15 protein-coding genes are annotated in these 18676 nt (G+C 65.7%); 5 read left to right on the forward strand and 10 right to left on the reverse strand.

All coding sequences use genetic code 11. The features are described from left to right. Nucleotides 1-27: 27 nt before the first annotated feature. Entirely contained in the window at nucleotides 28-978 is a 951-nt protein-coding gene (locus tag ASD67_RS05750; protein ID WP_056344610.1) for a Coq4 family protein, read from the reverse strand. A gap of 105 nt (nucleotides 979-1083) precedes the next feature. Between ASD67_RS05750 and ASD67_RS05755 the strand changes: the two genes are divergently transcribed. After that, nucleotides 1084-1725: a TetR/AcrR family transcriptional regulator gene (locus ASD67_RS05755; RefSeq protein WP_056344613.1), complete on the forward strand. Its 642-nt coding sequence runs from the start codon at nucleotides 1084-1086 to the stop codon at nucleotides 1723-1725. 28 nt (nucleotides 1726-1753) lie between these two features. Here ASD67_RS05755 and ASD67_RS05760 read toward each other — a convergent pair whose 3' ends face one another. After that, nucleotides 1754-3193, reverse strand: a complete 1440-nt coding sequence (locus ASD67_RS05760) for an MFS transporter (protein WP_056344616.1) — start codon at nucleotides 3191-3193, stop codon at nucleotides 1754-1756. A gap of 9 nt (nucleotides 3194-3202) precedes the next feature. After that, complete coding sequence (locus tag ASD67_RS05765) at nucleotides 3203-5692, reverse strand: TonB-dependent receptor (protein WP_235535648.1); 2490 nt, start codon at nucleotides 5690-5692, stop codon at nucleotides 3203-3205. Nucleotides 5693-6222: 530 nt separating this feature from the next. Between ASD67_RS05765 and ASD67_RS05770 the strand changes: the two genes are divergently transcribed. The 4 genes from ASD67_RS05770 to ASD67_RS05785 all read left to right on the forward strand — a co-directional run bounded on the left by ASD67_RS05770 (nucleotide 6223) and on the right by ASD67_RS05785 (nucleotide 10979). Beyond that, complete coding sequence (locus ASD67_RS05770; RefSeq protein ID WP_082544872.1) at nucleotides 6223-7674, forward strand: alpha-L-fucosidase; 1452 nt, start codon at nucleotides 6223-6225, stop codon at nucleotides 7672-7674. 383 nt (nucleotides 7675-8057) lie between these two features. Beyond that, nucleotides 8058-8825: a hypothetical protein gene (locus ASD67_RS05775; RefSeq protein ID WP_156377586.1), complete on the forward strand. Its 768-nt coding sequence runs from the start codon at nucleotides 8058-8060 to the stop codon at nucleotides 8823-8825. Nucleotides 8826-9085: 260 nt separating this feature from the next. Beyond that, complete coding sequence (locus tag ASD67_RS05780) at nucleotides 9086-9829, forward strand: sulfite exporter TauE/SafE family protein (protein WP_056344625.1); 744 nt, start codon at nucleotides 9086-9088, stop codon at nucleotides 9827-9829. Nucleotides 9830-9887: 58 nt separating this feature from the next. After that, a complete protein-coding gene (locus ASD67_RS05785) occupies nucleotides 9888-10979 on the forward strand; it encodes a YncE family protein (protein WP_056344628.1) in 1092 nt (363 codons plus the stop codon). Here ASD67_RS05785 and ASD67_RS05790 read toward each other — a convergent pair. From ASD67_RS05790 to ASD67_RS23315, 7 genes are read right to left on the reverse strand one after another with little or no spacing between them, the layout of a single operon-like run. Continuing rightward, nucleotides 10938-11918 carry a PstS family phosphate ABC transporter substrate-binding protein gene (locus ASD67_RS05790; RefSeq protein ID WP_056344629.1) on the reverse strand — a complete coding sequence of 327 codons (981 nt, stop codon included), beginning with the start codon at nucleotides 11916-11918 and terminating at the stop codon, nucleotides 10938-10940. The two genes, ASD67_RS05785 and ASD67_RS05790, sit on opposite strands and share 42 nt — an antisense overlap. After that, nucleotides 11915-12994: a PstS family phosphate ABC transporter substrate-binding protein gene (locus ASD67_RS05795; protein ID WP_056344632.1), complete on the reverse strand. Its 1080-nt coding sequence runs from the start codon at nucleotides 12992-12994 to the stop codon at nucleotides 11915-11917. Before ASD67_RS05795 ends, ASD67_RS05790 begins: the two co-directional genes overlap by 4 nt. Further along, nucleotides 12994-14193: a PstS family phosphate ABC transporter substrate-binding protein gene (locus ASD67_RS05800; RefSeq protein WP_056344633.1), complete on the reverse strand. Its 1200-nt coding sequence runs from the start codon at nucleotides 14191-14193 to the stop codon at nucleotides 12994-12996. Before ASD67_RS05800 ends, ASD67_RS05795 begins: the two co-directional genes overlap by 1 nt. Next, the gene (locus ASD67_RS05805) at nucleotides 14190-15161 is read right to left on the reverse strand and encodes a PstS family phosphate ABC transporter substrate-binding protein (protein WP_082544873.1); all 972 of its coding nucleotides are present in this window, start codon (nucleotides 15159-15161) and stop codon (nucleotides 14190-14192) included. Before ASD67_RS05805 ends, ASD67_RS05800 begins: the two co-directional genes overlap by 4 nt. Next, nucleotides 15158-16264, reverse strand: coding sequence for a PstS family phosphate ABC transporter substrate-binding protein (locus ASD67_RS05810; protein ID WP_056344638.1), 1107 nt, complete (start codon nucleotides 16262-16264; stop codon nucleotides 15158-15160). Before ASD67_RS05810 ends, ASD67_RS05805 begins: the two co-directional genes overlap by 4 nt. Further along, on the reverse strand, nucleotides 16261-17469 hold the full coding sequence (locus tag ASD67_RS05815; RefSeq protein WP_162248543.1) for a PstS family phosphate ABC transporter substrate-binding protein: 1209 nt from the start codon (nucleotides 17467-17469) through the stop codon (nucleotides 16261-16263). Before ASD67_RS05815 ends, ASD67_RS05810 begins: the two co-directional genes overlap by 4 nt. Next, nucleotides 17466-18671, reverse strand: a complete 1206-nt coding sequence (locus ASD67_RS23315) for a PstS family phosphate ABC transporter substrate-binding protein (protein WP_056344641.1) — start codon at nucleotides 18669-18671, stop codon at nucleotides 17466-17468. Before ASD67_RS23315 ends, ASD67_RS05815 begins: the two co-directional genes overlap by 4 nt. Between the last annotated feature and the right edge of the window lie 5 nt (nucleotides 18672-18676).

Genomic DNA, 18676 nt, shown 5'->3' on the forward strand with positions numbered 1-18676 from the left:
GGGGCGCCGACTAGGGCGCCCCCCTATTCACACTGCCGGGATGAAGGCGTCCATCGTCCGCACCGCGTCGCTGTCGAGCGGGCGGATGCCGAGGTCGGCGCGAACGCGCTCGATCGGATCGGCGATGCGCTGGTGCCAGGGAACCGCGATCAGTTCTTTCGTCGCGCGGCCGTGGCGCCAGCCGTCGAAGGTCACCGTCAGCAGCATGTCGATCAGCGCCGGCATGTCGACCGCCGCCTTGGTCGCCACCGTTGCGAGGAAGCGCGTCGAATAATTCTGGCCGAACTGTGCCATCTGAAAGCCCGAGATCGCGACCTCACCCGCCGGGGTGAAACCATAGCCGCCGACCAGATGCCAGACGTCGTGGAGTTGCAGGATGCGACGGTTGGTGCGGTTCTGCGCCGGATAGTCGCCCGGCAGGACCACGGTGTCGGCATCGATCACTTCGATATCATAGCCGTTGGCGTTCAGCATCGACAACAGGTCGTGCGCCAGGCTGTCGGTCGCGTGTCGCTCCAGATCGGCGGTGGTGAGGCGCACCTCGGGCTGGGCGATCAGTTCGTGGACGCTGTCGAATTCGAGCAGCGCCGCCTCGCAGGCATCGATCATCCGCTGGTCATAATGATTGCCGAGCGCGACGACCGCGAGCGTCAGGTCGAGTTCGCCGTCGCCGGGGGATCGCGGCCGGGCGATGATGTCCCAGAAACCGTCCCACAGCGGGCGCGGCAATGCGACGCGCGGCTTGCCATCGGTCAGCCAGGGCAGCGCGTCCGATATCCGTTCGGCGCGCGCGGCGGGATCGCTGGTCGCGGCGGTGGCCTCGGCAATGGCATCGAAGATCGGCACCTGCGCGACCGGATCGACGAACGCCGCCGTCGTCATCAGCGCCGCGAGGCCCAGCGCCGGCTCCTCCGCCAGCGGGGGCCGGGCCGTTTCGACCCATCGTTCAAAATCGTTGCGCATCGACATGTCGATCATGGCTGCCAGCCCTCCATTTTCCGTTGAGCCGGAGTTTATCCTATAAACATAGAATAATCAACTTATATAGCTGGCGCTTCGCGCGGCAATGATTATAAGCGGCCCATGGACGAACCATCCAAAGTCAGTTTTCCGCGGCGCACCGCGGCGAAGGCCCGGACGCGCCAGCGCATCGAGGAAGCCGCAAGACGCCTGTTCGTCACGCTCGGTTATGCCGACGCGACGATGGCCGCGATCGCCGAGGCGGCCGATATCCACATCACCACCCTGTTCACCCATTTCGCCTCGAAGCGCGATCTGGCCGCCGCGATCGCGGTCACCGCGGGCACGCGGTTCGAGGCGGTCGTCGCCACGCAGCGGGCGCAGGGCGTCCCGGTGCTGACCTTCTGGCGCAACCAGGTGGTAAGGCTCGCGCACGCCTATGAACGCGACGGCGATGGCCAGATCAACCTCGGCCGCGCGCTCGCCGGCGAACCTGAACTGCTGCCGGTGTGGTACGGGCATCAGCGGCTCCAGATCGACCTGATGACCGACTATATCGCCGACGAACTCGGCATCGATCCGGGGCAGGACCGCCGCGCGCAAATGGCGGCCGCGATGCTTGTCGCGGGCGGCAGGATGGCGTTCGACGCCTGGATCGAAAGCGGCCGCGCCGGCGATCTGGTCGCCGAGAATGAACGGCTGCTCGATGCGGCCGAAGCCTTGCTCGCCGGCGGGCTGCCACTGACCCGGCGCGACGGCGTCTGACGCGACTGTCCGACGACGAACCACGCGGTCATTCGGCGGCGGCTTCGCCCAGCCGCCGGATATTCTCCATGTGGCGCGACCGGCTGATCGGATAATAGGCAAGGCAGATGATCGCGATCGTGGTCGCGACCGACAGCGTGACGATATAGATGGTCGCCAGCCCCGAAAGCGCGTCGGCGTCGACCTGGCCGGGCTGGGCATTGTCGGGGAAACCGACGAAGGCCAGCAGCAGCCCCGCGAGCATGATCCCCATGCCCGATATCGCCTTGTTGACCATGGTGGCGGCGGAAAACAGCAGGCCTTCGGAACGGCGCCCGGTCTCGAGCTGGATCTGGTCGGTCACGTCGGCGACCATCGACACCGCCAATATGCCGCCGGCGATCGTCGTCATCATAGTGAAGGCGAATTGCGCCATCAGCAGCCACAGCAGCAGCGGGTCGCCATTGCCCGGAAACAGGCCGGCGAGGCGCAGCGCCAGCGGCAGTACGCTCGACACCAGCCCTAGCCCGAACATCAGCATCGCCGCGGGCTTCTTGCCGAAGCGCGCCGACAGCGGCAGCACGACGACGAAGGCGAGCAGGATGCCGACAACCGCGGTCGACGCGACGGTGGCGATCTGGCTGGCGCTGAGTTCCCAGAAATAGGTCGAGAAATAGACCGACAGCGACAGGCTGAGCCCCGACGCCACCGCAAAGAACAGGCTGGCGAGCAGGATCGAGATATAGGCCGGATGCACCAGCACCCCCAGCATTTCGCGCAGCATCCGTCCGATCGGAACCTTGACGGCTGGCGGCGGCGGCGGCCGTTTCAGCACCTCCTTCTGCGTCCCCAGCGACGAGATCAGCACCGACAGCATCATGATCGCCGCCGCCACCCAGGCATAGGTGACATAACCGCCGGCGTTGAGGTGACCGACCGGCTGCGCCGCCGTCGGTTGCAGGAAATAGCCGAAGGTCACGACCGTCATCGCGATGCCGCCGCACACGCCGAAGAAAAAGCGCGCCGCGACCAGCTTGGTGCGCTCGTCATAATCGCTGGTGAATTCGGCGAGCAGCGCGGTCGAGGGAATCTCGTAGAGGCTGATCGAAAAGCGCACGAGGATCGCGGTGGCGACGAGCCACGCGAACTGCGCCCCCCGCGCCATCTCGGGCGGCATCCAGAGCAGCAGGTAGAAGAGCGCGATGGGCAGCGCTGCCGCATACATGAAGGGGTGCCGCCGCCCCCAGCGGGTGCGGACATTGTCCGAATATTGTCCCAGCAGCGGATCGAACAGCGCATCGGCGATCATCGCGATCATGATCGCCGATCCGACCCAGGCCGCCGGAAGCCCGACGACCTGGTTGTAGAACAGCATCAACAGCGCGTTGAAACCATGATCCTTGATCCCGAAGGCGATCGTGCCCGACCCATAGAGCAGCCGCGTTTTCAGCGGCAGGGCATCGGTCGGACGTGCGTCGATCTTTCCCACGCGGGCGGCTTACCGGAACCGGAATTCGAGCTGGAGGCCATAGGTTCGCGGCGGCGTGAACGAATAGGATTGCGCGACCGCCAGCGTCGGCGAGGAGGCGAGCAGATTGCCCTGCGCGCTGTCATAGCCCTTGCTGTCGAACAGATTCTTGACGAAGGCGATCACCCGATACCGGTCGCCGCTGCCGGTCCAGATCGCGCGCAGATCGACCTGATCCCACCCGGGCATCCGGTTGTACGAACGGTTGAAGATGTTGCTATAGGCCGAACTGCGCAGCACATAATTGCCCGACAGCGACAAGGTGCCCGGCTCGAAGTCGATGCTGTACATCGCATTGAGCGCCAGCTTGTGCCGCGGCGTGTCGGACAATCGGGCGCCGGCGACGCTTTGCGGCTGCTGGCCATTGACCGCCGGACCCGACGGCTGCGCGCCCGGTTGCAGCGCCAGCGGATCCTGTCCGTCGACGAAGCAGCACCCGCTGTCGATCCGCGAATTTCCATAGCCATAGTTGAACGACAGTTGCAGCGGATCGGCCGGCTGCCAGGCAAGCTCGATCTCGGCGCCATAGCTTTGCGAGCTTTTGAGGTTGAAGAATTGGGTGAGCTGCGCGCCGCCGGGCTGCGACACCGTCAGCGGCACCTGAAGCCCCTGATAGTCATAATAGAAACCGGCGAGATTGACGCGCAGCCGCCGTCCGATCGAATATTTATAGCCCGCCTCGAAGGCGTCGACATGCTCGGCGCCGGTCTGCGGCAGCACCGAAATGCCCCCGGCGTTGAACCCGCCCGACTTGTAGCCGCGGCTGTAGCGGAGGAAGGCGAGCTGGTCGTCGCTGGGCTGCCATTCGACCGCGACGGTTCCGGTCACCGCGTTCCAGCTGTTCGCGAGGCCGCGCCGCGCGATCCCCGTCGCGGGATCGATCGTCACCGCCGACGCGACGCCGGGCGCCGCCAGCGTCGAGATTTGCGACGCCGTAATGTCGAGCGCCGGGGTCACCGAGCCGTACAGATCGGGCGAGAAACCGCCGCAACCGAAACAGAGGAGACGGAAAAATTCGTCGCCGCTCTTCTTGTCATGGGTGTAGCGCAGCCCCGCCGTCACGCGCAGCGCATCGGTGAAGCGATAGTCGACCTGGCCGAAGACCGCCGACGATTTGGTGGTCAGCGTCGAGGCGGCATAGACGAAATCGCCGAGCGGGTTGGCGGGGCCGTTCGCGGGCGCCCGCAGCTGCAGCTGGTTGGGGGCGTTGAAATGCGATTCCTGCGCCAGCGTCTCCTGATAATAATAGACCCCGGCCACCCATTGCAGCGGCCCGTCGGTGTTCGACGTCAGGTTAAGCTCGCCGCTGCCGAAGCTCTTGTCGTTATGCAGGTTGAGCTGCGTCGACGGGAAAGCGGTGAGCGGTCCGCAGCCCGGAATGAAGGCACAGATGCCGCCGCCGGGAGCGAGCGGGAAGGCGTAGGAAATCACGCTTGTCCCGTCGAGCTCGTAGGTGTTGTCGATACGATATTGCTGATAGCCGCCGAGCAGGCGGACGTCGAAGGTCGGCAGCGACCATTTGATGTCGCCGGTCGCCCCGAAATTGCCGCGCATGCGCTCGGTCTGCGTCGTGTCGGCGCTGAACCGCCGGATGTTGGTCGCGCCGGGTGGCACGGGATCGGGATCGAGCGCGACGACGCCCGGGATCAGGTAGCCAAAGGCCGCGCCCGGCGTGATCGCCCCGGTCGGATAGGGCGCGAAATCATAGCCGCCGATACGGTTGAGCGGGCGCGGATTGAGGTCGGTGCGGCCCGAGAAGACCTTCGCCCAAGCGGTGACGTCGGGTCCGAGATCGGCCTCGAGCTGCAGTTCGACATAACGGCGCTCGCCGCGGCCACCCTCGCTGACCCCGCCGGCTTCGTTCTTGAAATAGCCGCGTTCCTGTTTCGAGTATCCGCCCGCCAGCCGCGTGCGCAGCCCCTTGGTCAGCGATCCCGACGCCGACGCTTCGATCGTGTAGAGGCCATAATTGCCCACCGTGCCGCGCAGGTCGGCGCTGAAGTCCTCGGTCGGCCGCTTGGAGATCGCGTTGATCGCGCCGCCGATCGAATTGCGGCCATAGAGCGTGCCCTGCGGGCCGCGCAGCACCTCGATGCGATCGATGAAGAAATCGGAGGCCGCGATCGAGGTGGTCGAGGCGTCGTAAATGCCGTCGGTGTAGGTCGAAACCCCCGGATCGCTGCCGTTGGTGTTGGTCTGGCGTCCGATACCGCGGATGAAGACGCGGTCGTTGCCCGCCGAATAGCTCAGCCCCGGGGTGAAGTTGGCGAAATCCTGCAACGTGTTGATGCCGGCGAGTTGGCGGGCATCGGATGTGTAGGCCGATATGGCGAGCGGCACCTCTTGCAGATTGGCGGTGCGCTTTTCCGCCGTGACGACGATTTCGGCCAGACCGGAGCCATCGTCCGCGGCCGTTGGCGAATTCTCCGCCGCCGCCTGCGTCTGTGCCACGGCCGGCATCGCCACGAATGCGACGCCCGCAAACATCCAGGATATATTTCGCATACCACGCCTCTCCCGCCGCCAGCGATCCTGCTGGTCGATTATTGGCGCGACGGGACCGCTGATGCGGCCCCCCGCTATGTACGGCGAAATGCCGGCTCGGCATCCCCCCGGGCCATTGTTAGAGGTGTTTTATATATTAGTCTATAATCATATATCGAACATATATGGTCTGGCGAGAGAGGTGGTGGGTTCAGCCTGCGCGCGCGGATTTCCGCGCCCTTCCGATAGCACCCTATCCCTTTGGCAAGACGGGACGCGATCGCCCGAGCGATTTCGGGTTTCGCTCACATCGCAAATATGGAATATATTTTTCTACTATCATAGAATCAACTGAGCCGGACCGCCCGCGCGGATCGGCGAACGCCATCGCCGCGAAAAGGCGAGGCAGGTGGGAGAAGCAGGATGGATGGATTTCGCCGAACGGATCGGGGCCTGTCTGGTCGCAAAGGCGCAGGCGTATGCGACGCCCGCGGAGGCCGCCCCTGATGGCCTCGACCGATCATGCGCTGGCCGAACTCAACGCGCGCCCCGTCCCCGACTGGTATCACGACGCGAAGTTCGGGATTTTTATCCACTGGGGCGCCTTCGCCATCCCCGGCTATGCCCCGCGCCTCGGCTCGATCGGCGAAGCCTTTGCCAAGGATTACGACCGGGCGGTCGCGATGGTCCCCTATACCGAATGGTATTGTAACGCGATCAAGGTGCCGGGAACGCCCTCGGCCGAATTCCACCGGACGCATTATGGCGACGCGCCCTATGAGGATTTCAAACGGCCGTTCGAGGCGGGACTCGAGCATTGGGATCCCGCCGCCTGGGCCGAGGCGTTTCGCGACGCCGGCGCGCGCTATGTCGTGCTCGTCACCAAGCATCACGACGGGCTTTGCCTGTGGCCCAGCGGGGTCGCGAACCGGCACCAGGCGGGCTGGACCACCGAACGCGACATCGTCGGCGAACTCGCCGCCGCGGTGCGCGCTGCCGGGCTGCGGTTCGGGGTCTATTATTCGGGCGGGATCGACTGGACCTTCAACCGGCGGCCGCTGCGCACGCTCGGCGATTTCATCGCCTCGACGCCCGGCGGCGACTACCCCGCTTATGCCATGGCGCAGGTGCGCGAACTGATCGACCGTTACGAACCGTCGGTGCTGTGGAACGACATCAGCTGGCCGACGCGGCCCGGGCCGCTGTACCGGCTGTTCGCCGACTATTATCGCGCGGTTCCCGAAGGCGTGGTCAACGATCGCTGGGTGGCGACCAGCCTCCAGCGCGACCTGCTCAAGATTCCGCTGGTGCGGCGCTATCTCGACCGCAAGCTCAAGGCCGCGGTCGGCCGGCAGAGCGGCGAGGAATCCAAGGGCATCATCCCGCCCGAAATTCCGCACAGCGATTTCCGGACCCCCGAATATGCCGCCTTCGCCGAAATCCAGGTCAAGAAGTGGGAAGCGACGCGCGGCATGAGCCACAGCTTCGGCTTCAACCGCAACGACGACGAGGCCGATTACGCCGGCGCCGATACGCTGATCCATGACTTCATCGATGCCGTATCGCGCAACGGCAACCTGCTGCTCAACGTCGGCCCGCGCGCGACCGATGCCGCGATCCCCGACGAACAGCTTCGCCGGTTGAGGCAATTCGGCGCATGGCTGCGCGCGAACGGCGACGCCATCTATGGCACCCGGCCGTGGACACGGTCGGATGGCGAGACCGAATGCGGGCTGGCTGTGCGCTTCACCGCCACGCCGGAGCGCGTGAATCTGATCGTCAAGGGACCGGTGGCGTCGACCCGGCTGGTGATCCGGAACCTGTCCCTGTCGGGCGAGGCTGTTCGTCTGGACGATGGCAGCCCCGTCACGCTCGAGCCGCGCGGCCCCGATCTGCTGCTGACCTTCGCCGGCCCTTGCGTCGACACGGTCGCGACGGCCGTCGCCGTCGCGACATAGTCCCAAGCCATCGACGCGTTGGTCGCCTCCGTCCCCTTGCCGCCTCAAGCGCTGCGGATGACTGCTTCCTGTCACGCGGCGGAGGACATCCGCCAGCCTGTCAGGCTCGCGTCAGCCAGACCATCCTAGACCCGTCGCCGGTCCTTGCAGGGCCTGCATTTTCTTTGGCGCGACGTTCGCGCCGCTGCCCATCCCCGGGCACCGACCTTCATGGCGGACCGACTGGCATGCCCGACGGTCCGCCATCATTTTCATAATATATATAATGACTTAACTGTCATTTTCCTTTCCTCCGACAGCTTGCCGACAGGAAAGGCTGCCAGCGTGATGCCGCTCGCGACCGTGTGACACGGCGCGCTATCGTTGGAAGAGGAGTGATGGAAATGCGGACATTCACGCGGCGCACGGCAATGCTGACCGGTGCGATGATGAGCCTGATGCTGGTGGCGGGCTGTTCGGGCGGCAAGGATGCCGCCGACACCAAGGCCGAGCCGGCCAGCGTCGAAGTCGACAGCGGCCCCGCCTATGCGCTGATCACCCAGCCGGTGGGCAAGACGGCGCCCGCCGACTATGTCGCGCAACTGTCGGCGGCAAAAAAGGCCGGTGCGACGGTGCTGCTGCTCCGCTCGAAGCCGAGCGTCGAGGGGCCGGAGGGCTTCGCCAGCCTCGCGGTCGTCACCTTCCCCGACGGCGGCGCCTATGACGCTTGGTCAAAGGATGCCGCGGCAAAGCTCGGCAAGGATCTGCTACTCCGCCGCGCCGACCTGCTCGTCGATGCGCGCGCTAAAACGGCCGATCCGAAGGCCGCCTATGTCGTCAGCCATTATGAGGCGCTGGTCCCCGCCGACGCCTACACCGGCTATACCAAGGCCTATATCAGCCCGAACATGGACGGGCAGAAGGCCGGCGGCGTGATGACCGGCTACGCCATGTATTATGAGCGCGAGCCCGTTCCCGGCGTCAAAGGCAACCGCACGATCCTGGTGAAGCAATATGTCGACGAAGCCGCCTTCGGAAAGAGCGAGGCGATCAAGGAAAAGAACAAGCTCGAACTGCTCAAGAACCCCGAGTGGAAAAAGATCAACGACACCAAGGAGACGATCCGCAAGGATATCTCCGGCACCCTCGCCCTTCCCGAAACGGTCGACTGACCAGAGGGGATGCGCGCCGTCTGGGGAGGCGGCGCGCATCCCCTCACCCTCCGCCGAGGCCTGTGCGACACCCGTTACTCCGCCCCGGTTGGCGGCTCCCTGCCATCGCAGGCGACATCTCCGGAGCGCGCGGCCGCCCGGCCACCAAAGTCGAGCGGCGCCGAATATGCGGCACGATTGACGGGTTACTGACAGTTTCGCATCCTACCAGCCGGCCATGGTTGCGATTGCAACTATCGGAAAGCGGAAAGCGAGGAACTATGCAGGTCGGCGCGCTCATCGTGATTGCGGCGTTCCTGACCTCCATTCTCTCGGGCATTTTCGGCATGGCGGGCGGCCTGATCTTCATGGGCCTGCTCGCCTGGCTGCTGCCGGTGACGGTCGCGCTGGCGCTCCACGGCCTGATCCAGTTCGCTTCCAACCTGTGGCGCGTCGTGCTGCACCGCCGGCATGTGGTCTGGCCGGTGCTGCTGTGGTTCGGAATCGGCGCGGTCGCGGCGATCGGCGTCTTCTCGCTCGTCATTTTCACGCCGACGAAATTCTATGTCTTCCTGGGGCTCGGCCTGTTGCCGGTCCTCGTCTGGTTGCCCGAACGCTGGATGCCGCTCGACGCGACCCATCGCGTCCATGCCGTCGGCGGGGGCTTCGTCTCGACCGGCCTGTCGCTCGTTTCGGGCGTGTCGGGTCCGGTCACCGACCTCCTCTTCATCAACACCCGGTTGAACCGGCATCAGGTCGTCGCGACCAAGGCGGTGATGCAGGCGATCGGCCATGCGTCGAAGGTCATCGTCTACGGCGGGGTGTTGTGGAGCGCCGCAGCGCGCGCGGTGATCCCCCTTCCCGTCTCCGCGCTCGCGATCCTCGCGTCGATGGCGGGCATCATGGTCGGCGGCGTGATTCTCGACCGGATCAGCGACGCGCATTTCCGGGCCGGCCGGCGCTGGATCGTCACGATCGTCGGCGCGACCTTCCTGATCCAGGCAGCGCAGATCGCCCTCGCCTGACAGCGGGGTGACAGGCCGCCCCGGTAAAATGGACCGAAACCAAAATGGGAGACGGTCTATGAAATTTCGCATATCCATGGCGCTTGCGGGCGTCGCGGCAATCGCTGCACCGGCGTTCGCCGCCGAGCCGATCTACACGCTCGAAAAAGCGGTCACGCTGCCCAGCACCGACAGCGACTGGGACTATATCAAGCTCGAACCGCACAGCCCGCGCCTGTTCATCGCGCGCCGCAAGGACGGGCTGACGGTGTTCGACATCAAAACGCAGAAGGTCGTCGGCCAGGTCGAAAATTCGGTCGGCGCCAACGGCCCGCTGCTGCTGCCGCAGTTCAATCGCGGTTATGTCGCGATGACCGACGGCTCGCTGCTCAGCTTCGAACTCAAATCGCTGAAGGTGCTGGATCGCATCCCGCTCGCCAAGGACGGCGGGCTGAACGGCGTCGTCTATGATGCCGCGACCAAGCGCATCCACGCCGTCGTCGGCTCGCGCCAGACCGAGTCGGCCTGGTTCACGCTCGATGCGGCGACGGGCAAATTGCTGTCGACCAAGGTGTTCCCGTTCAAGAAGATGGACGACCCCTCGCCCGACGGCAAAGGCCATCTCTTCGCGCCGGCGCGCTACGACAAAATCCTGATGCAGCTCGATTCGGCGACGCTTGCCGAACAGGCACGCTGGAACGTCGATTGCGAGCAGGTCGTCGCGGTCGAATATCAGGCGCACACCGACCGCATCCTGATCGGCTGCCGCGGCGACAAGCCGGTATTCCTCGCGCTCGACGCCAGCACCGGTACCGAAGTCGCACGGGTGCCGATCGGCAAGGGCATCGACGGCATGGGGGTCGACGAGGTGCGCCACCGCATCGTCACGACCAATGGCGGCGACAGCTCGATGACCGTGATCGAACAGGCGGGCCCCGACAGTTACAAGCTGCTCGGCAATATCCAGACCCGCCCGCAGGCGCGCGTGATGCAGCTCGACGAGGCGAGCGGCCGGGTGTTCACCGTCACCGCCGACGCGACCTTTGCCGCCCCCGACGCCAAGGGCGTCGCAGCGCCGACCTTTCATCCGAACAGCTTTGTCGTGATGACCTACAAGCCCGAGGGCGCATCAGCCGAGGGCCGCGCGGGCTTCCTGCGCGGCCCCGGCTGACAGCGGCAGATAATCGCTCGCCCGTCCCGCGATCGCCTGCGCCTCGGGCGTCAGCATGAAGCGGAGAAAGGCGAGCGTTTCGGCGTGGACGGGCGTCTTCGCCGGCGCCGCATGATAAGCCTGCACCGTGCGGCCGAGCGGATAGGTGCCCGCGCCGACCGACGCCGCATCGGGCAACAGCGCAATCCCGTTGGCGCCGATCAGCGGCAGCGTCTTGATCTCTTTCCCGGCGATCCCGACCGCGAGGCCGGCGGGGTCGCGCGCCAGCGCGCGGCGCATCGCGATGGCCGCCTCGGCTTCGGCCTTCGCCGGGCGCGGCGGCACCGTATATTCGCGCAGGCGCGGCCATGCCATGCGGTTGCTGCCGCCGAGCACCGCCGCGCGGAAGAAGCGGCCGCTGCCGCTCTCGGCCTCGGGCGCGTAGAGATGGATCGGCCGGTCGCGCCACGCACCGGCAAGGCCCAGGTCGCCCCACGTCCGCACCGGCTGCGCCCCGTCGCCGAATGCCGCGGCGAGCCCGTCGATGCTGATCGAGCCAAGCGGATTGCTCCGATGCACCATCGCCGCCAGTGCGGGCGAGCGCCCCGGCGTCGCGACGCTGCCACCCAGCACCGCGACGCCCTTGGGCCGGAAGCGATAAATCCATTCGAAGGCCTGGATTTCGGGCTTGGTCGCCTCGCGCCCGATCAGCGCGACGTCGCACGTCGCCGCATAGAGATTGGCCATCGCGACATCGCTGCCCGCCATCGCGACGTCGACCCTGATCGCGGGATTGGCGGTCTCGAAGGCTCGCTTCCACGCCGCGACGACCGGCATCATGCCTGCCGTCCCCGCCAGCCGGACACGTCCCGGCAGGCCATGCACCGGCGGCGGCAGCGTCGAAGCCCAGGCGGTCGCAGGGAGCAGCGCCAGCGCGGACAGGAGTTGGCGGCGCTTCATTTCACTTTCCCCAGTTCTTGCGCGAGCGTCTTGGCGCTGAGCGGCAGGTAACCGCTATGGTCGATCAATATGCGTTGGCCCTCGCGGCTCAGCAGGAAGCGCAGGAACTCGCGCTGCGCAGGATCCATCTTCTGGCCCGGGGCGACGTCGACATAGGCCGGGATGATCCGGATCAACGGATAGCTGCGGTCGATCAGCGTCTGCGGCGTCGCATCGACGAACGGCCCTTTGGCGTCCCAGGCGAGCGGCAGCGGGCGGACGTCGGGATGCTTGTAGCGGATGTTCGAGATCGCGATGCCGCCCCGGTCGGTAGCCAGCGCATCGACGATCCGCTGGCCATGATCATATTGGGTGCCGTCGGGACGTTGCTGATGCTCATATTCGCGCATCGCGCCGTTCCAGCGGTGGCTGTCCTCGAGCACGCGTTCACGGAAGAACAACCCGAAATCGACATCGGTCTTCCAGCCATAAGGGATGATCGCGGCATCGCGCCACGCCTCGCCCAGCCCGAGCTGCCCCCAGCGCCGCACCTGCCCGCCGCCGCGCCGCCCTTCCTCGCCGAAAATCGCGTCGAGTTGCTTCAGCGTCAGCCCTTTGATCGGATTGTCGCGGTGGACGAAGATCATATGGGCATAGTCGTAGAAATTGACGTCGACGCTGCCGTTCGCGACCTCGATGCCGGTCGGGTCATAGCCCTTGGCACGGCGGAAGGCGCGGAGCGCCGCGGGGCTGATTTCCTCGCCCAATATGGCGATGTCACCGGTGCCGCTGTAGAGCGATCCGATCGCCGAGGCGGTGCCGTACATGCGGTTTTCGAACTTTACGTCGGGCTGGTGCTTCGCGAATTCGGCGATCCAGTAAGCCAGCAATTGCCCCATGAAGTCGCGCTTGAAACTGCCGTGCCCCCAGATGCGCAGCGTCCCCGTCACGCGCTCGTCGGGCTGATAGGCCGGAAGCTCGTCGACAAAGGCCGGCGCGGGATGATCCGCGCCGAGCAGGTGCGTCGTGCTTTCGGCCTGCGCGGGGCCGGCGAACAGCGTCGCAAAGGCGAGGAACAGGGCAAGCGGGCCCCGCATCAGTCGAGTTTCGCCAATTGCGCCGCCGCGACCTCGGGGGTCAGCGGCAGATATTTGCCGTCGGCCTGGATCGCCGCCTGCCCTTCGCGGCTCAACACATAGCGCAGCCATTCCTTGACCTTCGGATCGACCGGCTTCCCTTTCTCGCGGCGGAAATAATAATAAACGTCGCGGGTCAGCGGAAAGCTGCGGTTCTGGACGGTCTGGAGGGTCAGCGGGATGAAGGTTTTGCCGCCGTCGGTCGACAGCGGGACCGACTTGATGCTGTCGTTCATGAAGGGAATGCCGGTGTAGGCGATGCCATATTTGTCCGCCGCCAACCCGTTGGTGATGAGCTCGCCGCCAGCGGTCAGCGAGCCGTCGGCCTTCAGCCCCGCGACGTTGGAATAGGCGCGCATGTCCTCGTTCCACTTGCCCGAACCCTTGAGCACCTTTTTGTCGATCTCGTCGTTGAAATGATATTTGGCGTTGTAACCGTAGACAGTGATCGGCTTGTTCGCCCATTCGCCCTTGAGTCCGAGCTGGCCCCAGGTGCGGATATTCTTCTCGGGTCCGCGCGCCACGCTGGTGTCCCAGGTCAGCCCGTTCCAGCCGCCGTCGCGGCGACCGCCCAATATACCGTCGACCTGCTCCATCGTCAGGCCGGTCAGCGGATTGTCCTTGTGGACGAAGATGCCGAGCGCATAGGACCAGCCGCGAACATTGTACGATCCCGTCGCCATGATGATCTCGACCACCTCGGTCTGCCCGACACCTTCCTCTCCGCCCTGCGCGCCTTCGCGCTCGAAGCCCTTGAGTTCGTCCCACAACGCCTGCCGCCCCATCGGCGCGACGTCGGCGGCGCCCGAGATCAGGCCGGGGAAGGCAACCGACGAGCTGTAGAGGTTGTCGTTGAAGCTGACGCCCGGTTGCAACTTGCGGAACTCGGCCTGCCACACCTCCATCAGCCCGCTGTCCTTGAGGTAGTTGTTGCCCCATTGGCGGATCGTGCCGGTCACCTGCGCCTGCGGCGCATAGGGTTTGAGTCCTGTCAGGTCGAACTGCGGCTCGTAGAAGATTTTCACCGCGCGCCCGCGATTGCCGATCGCACGCGCCTTCGACAGCGCGTCGGCGTCGGTCGTCGGCGCGCTGGCCTCCTGTGCCGTTGCTGCGGATGTCAGGACCAGCGCCGCCAGCGCGGCCGTCACGATGCGTTTCATTTTTCGCTCTCCAATATTGCGACCTGTGCCGCCGCGATCCGGCGGTCGAGGGGTAGATAGCCATTGTCGGCTTCGAGCAGCTTCTGTCCTTCGGCCGATAACGCGAATTGCAGGAAGGCTTTGACATGCGGGGCCAGCGGCTTGCCCGGTGCACGATCGACAAAGGCATAGGCGCGGCGCGTCAGCGGGTAGGAGCGGTCGGCGACCGTGGCCGCGGTCGGCAGCACCGCCGCGCCGCCATCCGACAGTGCCACGGCCTTGAGCCCGCCCCACGCCTGCGCGGCATTGGCGATGACGAGCGCATAGCGGTCGCCCCGGCCGCCTTCGCCCGCCCGGTCGGCGGCCGCCGCGATCGTGCCGTCGAGCCGGCGCGCATCGTCATATTCGGCGATCCGGTCCCAGCACATGCGCCGGTCCTTCGCCGTCACGCGGTTCTGGAGCCAAAGCCCGGTACGCGTCGCGAAATCATAGCTGTGGATGCGGATCGGCTGCCGCGCCCATTCGCCCGTCAGCCCGAGATCGCCCCAGGTCGCGATCGGCCGCGCCTCATCGCCGCAATCGATGATCCGCGCCAGCTGGTCGAGCGTCAGCGCCGTCAGCGGGTTGTCGTCATGGATGAGCAGCGCGATCGCGTCGGACTTGCCCGGCGCGGCGACCGCGCCGGTCGCGATCTCGATCCGCATCGCATGATATTCCTTCGGCCGCGAAAAGCCGTTGTCGTCGACGATGTCGTTGGCGCGGCCGATCAAGGCGATGTCGGCGACCCCGCCGACCAGCCCGTGGATCGCACTGTCCGATCCCTTCATCGAAAATTCGAAACGGGTGCCGGGGTGCTGTTTCTCATAGGCGTCGGCCCAGCGTTCGGCGACCCCGAGCATCGCGGGCGTGCCCCAGATGCGGATCACCTGTTCCTGCGCCTGCACGGCAACAGGCGCGAACAGCAAGGCGGCGGCGAGCAGCATCCTCATGCCAGTTTCCTCCGCTCTTTCTCGGCTGAGGCTGGCGACAGTGGCAGATAGCGCCCGTCGCGGTTGACCGCCTCCTGCCCCTCGCGGCTCAGCACATAGCGCAGGAATTCGCGCACCTTGGGATCGATGCGGCCGTCGGGCGGCAAGTCGATCACCGCCGGCAGGGTGCGGGCGAGCGGATAGCTCTGGTCGATCAGGCTGGCCTCGCTGACCGCAACGAACGGCCCGGCGGCCGTATGCGCGAGCGCGAGCGGCTTCACCTCGGGCACCGCATAACGGATGTTCGACACCGCGATCCCTGCCGGGTCCTTCGCCAGCGCGTCGAGCACCTGCTGGCCATGGTCGTAGATCGTCCCGTCGGCGTTGTTGATATGCGCGAAGCCCTGCAAGGCGGGATTCCAACGATGGCTGCCCATGAGCACCGCGTTGCGAAGGTAGAAGCCGAAGCTGTCGTCGATCGCCCAGCTATAGGGGGTGATCGCGCGGGTCGCCCAGGCGCCCGTCAGACCGAGTTCGCCCCAACGCCGGATATTGCGTGTCCCGCGCCGGTGCTCGGTCCCGAGGATCGCGTCGAGCTCGACCAGCGAAATCCGCGCCAACGGATTGTCGCGATGGACAAAGACCATCTGCGCATAGTCGAAATTGCGGATATCGACGCTGCCGGTCATCAGCTCGACGCCGGTCGGCGCATAGCCCTTCACCCGCTCGAACGCCTTGGCGGCGTCGGGCAGAATTTCCTCGCCGAGCAGCGCGATGTCGCCAAGGCCGTTATAGAGCGCGGGGATGCCAGACGAGGTGCCGTAAAGATGTGTCTCCAGCCGCGCCTCGGGGTGGAAACGGTGGAAATCCTCCGCCCACTGATCGACCAGATAATGCATCCACGGCAGCTTACGATTGCCATGGCCCCACAGGCGGATGTCGCCGGTGACCTTTTCCGCCGGCGCATAGCGCGGCATCGCCGCCGCCGCCCGCGCCGCGACGCTGCCCGGTGCCTGCGGGCGCGGGTCGATCTTCTGCACCGCAGGGGTCAGCCGCTGCGCCGCCGCGGGCATCGCCCAGAGCGCGAGCGCGCCGCCGATCAGGGAGCGGCGCGCGAGGCTCATCCGCCCTCGCCCGCCGATGCCGATCCGGTCTTTTCGATCTCGACCAGTTGCGCGCGCGCCGCCTCGGCCGTCAGCGGCAGATATTTGCCGTCCTTCATGATCAGCGCCTGTCCCTCGCGGCTGACCACGAAGCGCAGATATTCGGCGATCAGCGGGTCCATTTTCTCGCCCGCCTTGCGGTTGGCATAGAAATAGACCTCGCGCGTCAGCGGATAGGTACGCGCCTGCACACTCTGGATCGTCGGCATGACGAACGGCCCCGCCGCGGTCTGCGCGAGCGGCACCGTCTTGACGTTGGGTTTGTCGGCATAGAGCATCGCCGTATAGGTGATGGCATATTTGTCCTTGCCGAGGTCCTCCATCATCTGGTCGCCGGCGTTCCACAATTTGCCATAGTCGCCGTCGCTCTCGCGCACCTTGTTGCTATATTCCTCCATCTGCTCGTTCCACTTGTACCCGCCGCCGAACACCTTGTCGGCGAAGTCGCGCGGGAAGTGGAAGTTGGTCGTATAGCCAAGGACGCGGATCGGCTTGTCGGCCCATTCGCCCGTGAGCCCGAGCTGGCCCCAGGTGCGGATATTCTTGTCCCGGCCGCGCGCGACGCTGGCGTCCCAGCTGTTGAGCTTCCACCCGCCCTGGCGCTCGGCACCGAAGATGCCGTCGAGCTGTTCGATGGTCAGCGACTTGAGCGGATTGTCCTTGTGGACGAAGGGCACGAGCGCGAAGGACCAGCCCGATACGTCGAACGACCCCGTCGCCATCATCACTTCGGCGGGCAGGCCGCCCATCATCCGCTGATAGGCCTGCAATTCCTCCCAGCTCGGGCGCCGGCCCATCGGCGCGAGATCGGCCTGTCCGGTATAGAGCCCGGCCATGCCGATGAAGGTGCTCGCGAGATTATTCTCGAACGTCACCCCGGGGTGATATTTCCTGAACGCTTCCTCGAAATAGCCCTGCAGCGGGCTGTCGGCGAGATAGTTCGATCCCCATTGCCGGATGACGCCCTTCATCGGCGCCGACGGCTTGTATTCCGGGAGCTGCGACAGATCGAATTCGATCGTATAGGCGCGGCGGAAGCCCTTGGTCTTCAGCGCGTCGGCGCGGGCCTTTTGCAGGTCGAGCGAGTTCATCGAGCCGACGGGTGCCTGCGCCGCGGCCGGGGTCGCCGCGAGCAGGGCGATGGTGAGGATTGCCAGCCGCATCATTGCGCGCCCGGCTCGAGCTTGGCGAGTTGCGCTTTGACCACCGCGGCGGTCAGCGGCGTGTAGCGGCCCTCGCGCTGGATCTGTTCCTGCCCCTGCTGGCTCAGCACGAAGCGCAGGAATTCTTCGACCTTCGGATCCATCGGCTGGCCGGGTGCCTTGTTGGCATAGAAGAAGATCTCGTTGATCAGCGGATAGCTGCGGTCGCGGGTGCTCTCCAGCGTGCGCGCGACGAACGGGCCACCGTCGAATCCCTGCACCGCCAGCTCCTTGAGGTTCGGGCCGAGCGCCAGCGGCGAGGCGATGCAGATCGCCTGCGGATCGCCCTCGGCGAAGTCGAGCACCTGCTTGCTCCACGATGCGATCGTGCCCTCGGGCGTCGCATAATTGGCGAAGGCCTGATAGCCCTCGACCCACTGGTCGCTGCCGCGCAGGACGAGGTTCTGGAACACGACCTGGATGTTGGCGCGCGGGCTTTGGCCGCACGGGTGGATCGGCTTGTTCGCCCATTCGCCGGTCGCGCCAAGCTGGCCCCAGGTGCGGATATTCTCGTCGGCGCCGCGCTTGAACGGATAGTCGTTGCGATAGACGCTGCCGTCATAGCCGCCGTTGCGTGCGGTGCCGAACACGCCGTCGAGCTGCTTCATGCTGATCTGCTCGATCGGGTTGTCCTTGTGGACAAGGATGATGAAACCCGGCGACCAGCCATAGACGTCATACGACCCCGTCGCGGCCGTGATCTCGGTGACCGGATATTTATAGACCTGCTCAAAGGTCAGATGATCCATCAGCGTCGCGGGGCGCCCGACGCCGAGGTCGGCGACCTTGCCCGCGACGCCCGGCACCGCGATCCCCGCCGTCGGCAGGTTGAACTCGAATTCGATGCCGGGGTGGAACTTCCTGAACTCGCTCGACCAATATTCGCCGAGCGGGCCGTCCTTCAGATAATTGCTGCCCCAGATGCGCAGCTTGCCGCTGACCTGCCGCTTCGGCTTATACACCGGCAGGTCCGACAGATCCCATTTCTTGGTATAGCCGCCGAGCGTCGCCTTCTGTTTGCGGAAGCCGGTGACATCGAGGGTCCAGATGCTGCGCTTGGCATTGGTCGGCTCTTCCACCGGTGCGGGCGACGGTGCCGGCTGCGTCTGCGCTGCAGCGGGTGCGGCGAGCATCAGCGCCATCAGGGTCAGGGGGAGCAGCTTCATGGCGT

It is taken from the genome of Sphingopyxis sp. Root1497, assembly GCF_001427085.1.
Lineage (GTDB): Bacteria > Pseudomonadota > Alphaproteobacteria > Sphingomonadales > Sphingomonadaceae > Sphingopyxis.